The organism is Roseibium sp. (assembly GCF_025698965.1).
In the GTDB taxonomy this organism is placed as follows: domain Bacteria; phylum Pseudomonadota; class Alphaproteobacteria; order Rhizobiales; family Stappiaceae; genus Roseibium.
In genome coordinates, this window is the sequence record NZ_JAILWL010000554.1 from 1 (window position 1) to 3,935 (window position 3,935).

At 55.7% G+C, this 3,935-nt stretch carries 1 protein-coding gene and 2 pseudogenes; 1 reads left to right on the forward strand and 2 read right to left on the reverse strand.

The window, feature by feature from the left end:
* Positions 1-285, forward strand: a pseudogene (locus K5905_RS29285) (LysR family transcriptional regulator); the annotation flags it as partial.
* A 42-nt stretch (positions 286-327) separates the two neighbouring features.
* Here the strand turns inward: K5905_RS29285 and K5905_RS29290 are convergent.
* Complete coding sequence (locus tag K5905_RS29290; protein WP_297591063.1) at positions 328-1,878, reverse strand: sulfatase-like hydrolase/transferase; 1,551 nt, start codon at positions 1,876-1,878, stop codon at positions 328-330.
* Between the two features lie 131 nt (positions 1,879-2,009).
* A pseudogene (locus tag K5905_RS29295) lies at positions 2,010-3,930 on the reverse strand (putative 2-aminoethylphosphonate ABC transporter permease subunit).
* Positions 3,931-3,935: the final 5 nt, after the last annotated feature.

Below are 3,935 nucleotides of genomic sequence, written 5' to 3' on the forward strand. Positions count from 1 at the left end.
CAGAAGGCGGAATTCGTCCATCGGTTTGAGCTCAGAACCTTTCAACCTGCCTTGACGCTCGTTGAAAAAGGTCTGTGCTACTGCGTCTGCGATCCACTCACCGCAGCCGGTTACATTAAATCCCGGCCAGAGCCAGGACCTGTCGTCTTCCGGCGGTTCAGACCGAGAGTCGTCCTCTCGGTCTCGATCATGCAACCGGCCCACCGCCCGCCTTCGGCCCTGACAACCGAATTCGCAAAGCTGCTCAGTTCCGAACTTGAGCAACTCAGACGCGCTTATGAATGATCGATTGCGTTCGACATCTAGTTGCAAGGTGGAGTGCATTTCTCATGTCGGATTGCTCTTGTCGTGGCGCGAGAGCCTAACTGGCCCGTTCGGCGTGATCATGCTCAAGGAAAGGGTCTGATCCCGAAACCGCATCTGATGACGAAGCATCCGGCGGGTGAGACGGTTCAGATCCGCCTGGTATTCCGGTTGATCCGCGACATTCTCCATTTCGCCGCTCTTGGCGTGATCAAACAGCATCGGTGGCAGATCCGCCGCAAACTCCACGAGTGTGAAACGATCATCTCGCGTCCGGCAAAGACTGGAGTTGAACACATTCGTGCCGAGCTCCTCCTGCCAGCGGGTGTCTTTCAGCGGATCGCCAAAATCCAGTTCCGCATAGGCGTATGTCCGCCAGTCGTCCGGTCGTCTGCCCTGCAGGAAAGGCAGGAGCGACCTGCCATCCATCGAATTTGGGATGTCCTGGCCAACCCAGTCGAGGATCGTTGGTGAGAGGTCTATCGATTCAGTGAATTCCTGAATGACCTGCCCGGCGTGTTCATCCTGCCCTGGTACGCGGACAATCAACGGGGTGTGATAGGCCGCGTCATAGACGTTCGTCTTGCCCCAGCTGTACCGGTCCCCCAGCATCTCACCGTGATCGGCGGTAATGACGATCAGGGTATCGTCATATTGACCGCTGTCTTTGAGGAACCGAAGCACTCGCCTGATATGCTGGTCGACCTCCGACGCAAGGCCCAGATAAATCGCACGAAGGGTTTTGATAGTGTCGTCCGTGTCTACGAGATCCGGAAATCCTTCAACAAAACTGGCAACGCTTGCATTCTTGATTGCCGGTACAAAGAACCGGTGCAGCGCCGCTTCCGCCGCCTTCGTATCTAACCTGTTTGGCAGGGGAAGTGCTTCCGGCGGGTACATGTCGTTGAAGGGGGCCGGGGCGACCAGAGGCGGGTGTGGCCGGACATATGTCAGATGTGCAAACCAGCTTTCTTTGGCATAGGCGGGCATCGCCGCCAGAAAGGCGTCGGTCAAAAATGCCGTATCGCTGTCCTTCGCAGCGTACATCGCCGGATCATTGAGTTTCGGCACACCGCCGTCGGGCGAGACCGGTTTGTAGACGTCCCAGTAAGTGTTGAATTTGTAGCCCTTGTTGATCAGATAAGACTGCCATGGATAGGAGGTCTCGAGCCGCATCTCGGTAACTTCGTGAAACCCGGTCATGGGAAACTCGTAAGACCTCAGCGCGGGATCATCAGCCGGATAGTGCCTCGGGTCCTGTGACGTATCCGTGTAGCCGAAAAGCAGCGGCATGTAGCCGGATTTGCGCATTTCGGTAGCAAGATTTGGTGTGTCGTGGCGAAGCGGAGTTCCGTTTCGCACGGAGCGATGGTTCATCGCATATTGTCCGGTCAGGATGGAGGCTCGCGACGGACCGCAAGGATTCACAACCGAATAGTGCTGTCGAAAGCTGACGGCTTCCTCTGCGAAGGCGCGCAGATTGGGCAGATCCACATAATCCGCCAGTTCTCCAAAAACGCAGTCCGCACGAAGCTGGTCGATGATGATGAACAGAACATTCCGGTTGTCATGCATGTTGAGTGGTCCCCGGGCAGGTACTCAGCCGCAATGCGGTACTGATATAGCGGCTGAGAGAAACGCCCGCGTATCTGCTGGCGCAGATCGACAGTTTCACAACGCATTGCACTTGGAAACACTCAATTCTATCACCGGGTGCGCCACGCCTGAGTTCGTTTCAGGATGCCTTTTGAGGCAATCAGATGCAAAACTCTGGCAGCAGCATTGGTGTAGAAGATCATCATGCCCATTGCTGCAGCCGGTGCGATGTCTCCGGCATCATCCATGTTCAGGACCGCAATCGAGGCCAGCGATGTTTTCGGTGAATAGAGGAACACCACGGCGGAAACCGTCGTCATAGCATTCACGAACAGGTAGATGGAAATGTCCAGGATTGCCGGCAGGCAGACCGGGACCGTGACCCGCGCAAACAGTTTGAGCGTGGGTTGTTTCAGCGACGCGGATACGCTTTCAAACTCCCGGTCGATTTGCTTCAGCGCCGTCACGGCTGTCAGGTGAGAAACGGTGTAAAAGTGTGTCACCGTGCAGATCACGAGAATGGCCATCGTACCGTAGATAACGTGCAGTGGGTTGGACGGGCTGTTGAAGAAGAAGATGTAGGCAAGGCCGAGCACCATTCCGGGGATCGCCATCGGCAGCATGGCAAACATCTGAAACAGCGAGCGTCCGGTCCTGAAGCCGTTTGATTTTTCGACAAGGTAAGCGCCGAAAAAAACCACTGACGTTCCGATGACTGCCGTCAGCAAGGCCATCTTGATCGAATTGAAGTAAGATCCCCAGCCGCCGCCATCCATCTTGTCGAATTGATAGTTGTTCAGGCTCAGGCTCAAGTCATACGGCCAGAATTTCACCAGCGCCGCGAACTGGCACACCGCCAGAAGGCTGACGATGAACAGCGCCACAAGCGACGAATAGGCAAGAAAGATCCGGTCCGTCCTGCGGTTTGGCTTTGGCGTAAAGGGAACGGAACGCGCCGACAGCTGTGCTACCTGTTTGGACTGCACAAGGCGATCAATCGCAAAGGCAAGAATGGCCGGGACAACAAGCACGACGGAAACCACCGCACCCATTTCGAAATTCTGCTGGCCGATCACCTGCTTGTAGATGTCGACGGCAAGAACGTTGAACTGCCCGCCGATCACTTTGGGCAGGCCGAAATCGGTGATTACCAGGTTGAAGACAACAAAGGTCGCGGAAATGAGCCCGTAGCGTGCTCCAGGGATCGTCACGGTCCAGAAGGTGCGCCAGCTCGTTGCTCGCAAGGAGGTTGCTGCTTCGTAGAGCCGGGAGTCCGAGAGCCGTTGAGATGATGATGAAGGCATGGGGAAATGTGAAGAAAACCGATCCGATGACAATGCCGATCGGGCCATAAATCGAGGCACCGAAGAGCAGCTCCTTGATCATCCCCTGATTGCCGAACAGATAGACCAGCGCAATACCTGGCAACAGCGACGGGACCAGTATGGGCGCCATGGCAACAAGGCGGAAAAACCCCTTGAAGCGCATACAGGTGCGGTTCAGCGCATAAGCGAACCAGAACGCGAGACCAACAGTGATGACTGTTGAGACCGCCGCGATGAACAGGGAATTCTTGACCGAATTGAAGAGCGCGGGTGTCGAGAAATAGCTGACAAAGTTGGCAAGGCCGGTCGAGCGGACTGGCCGGAGTTGAACCCGGCGGAATGTATTGCTGTCCAGTTCAAGCCATTCGGTCGTGTCATGCAGTGTGGAACCGACGAGAAAGCGTCCGCCGTCCACAGAATTGCGGATCTTGTAAAGCACCGGACTGCGGAAACTGAAATCGGGGAAGAATTTGGTGACGCCCAGTCGGCTGTCCGAACTTCCACTCAGATCCGAAGGCTCATAAGCACCCGTCTCGGTGTTCAGTTCGGTTCCCGTGAGAATTTTGCCGTCAAAGTGCCCGGCCTCGTTGCTGACCTGGAACTCGTACTGGGACAGGTCGAACTGATAGGTTGAAAACGACTTGGACAACATCGCCCATAGTGGAAAAACCAGACTGATGACCAGATAGAGCGCGATGACGATCATGCCGC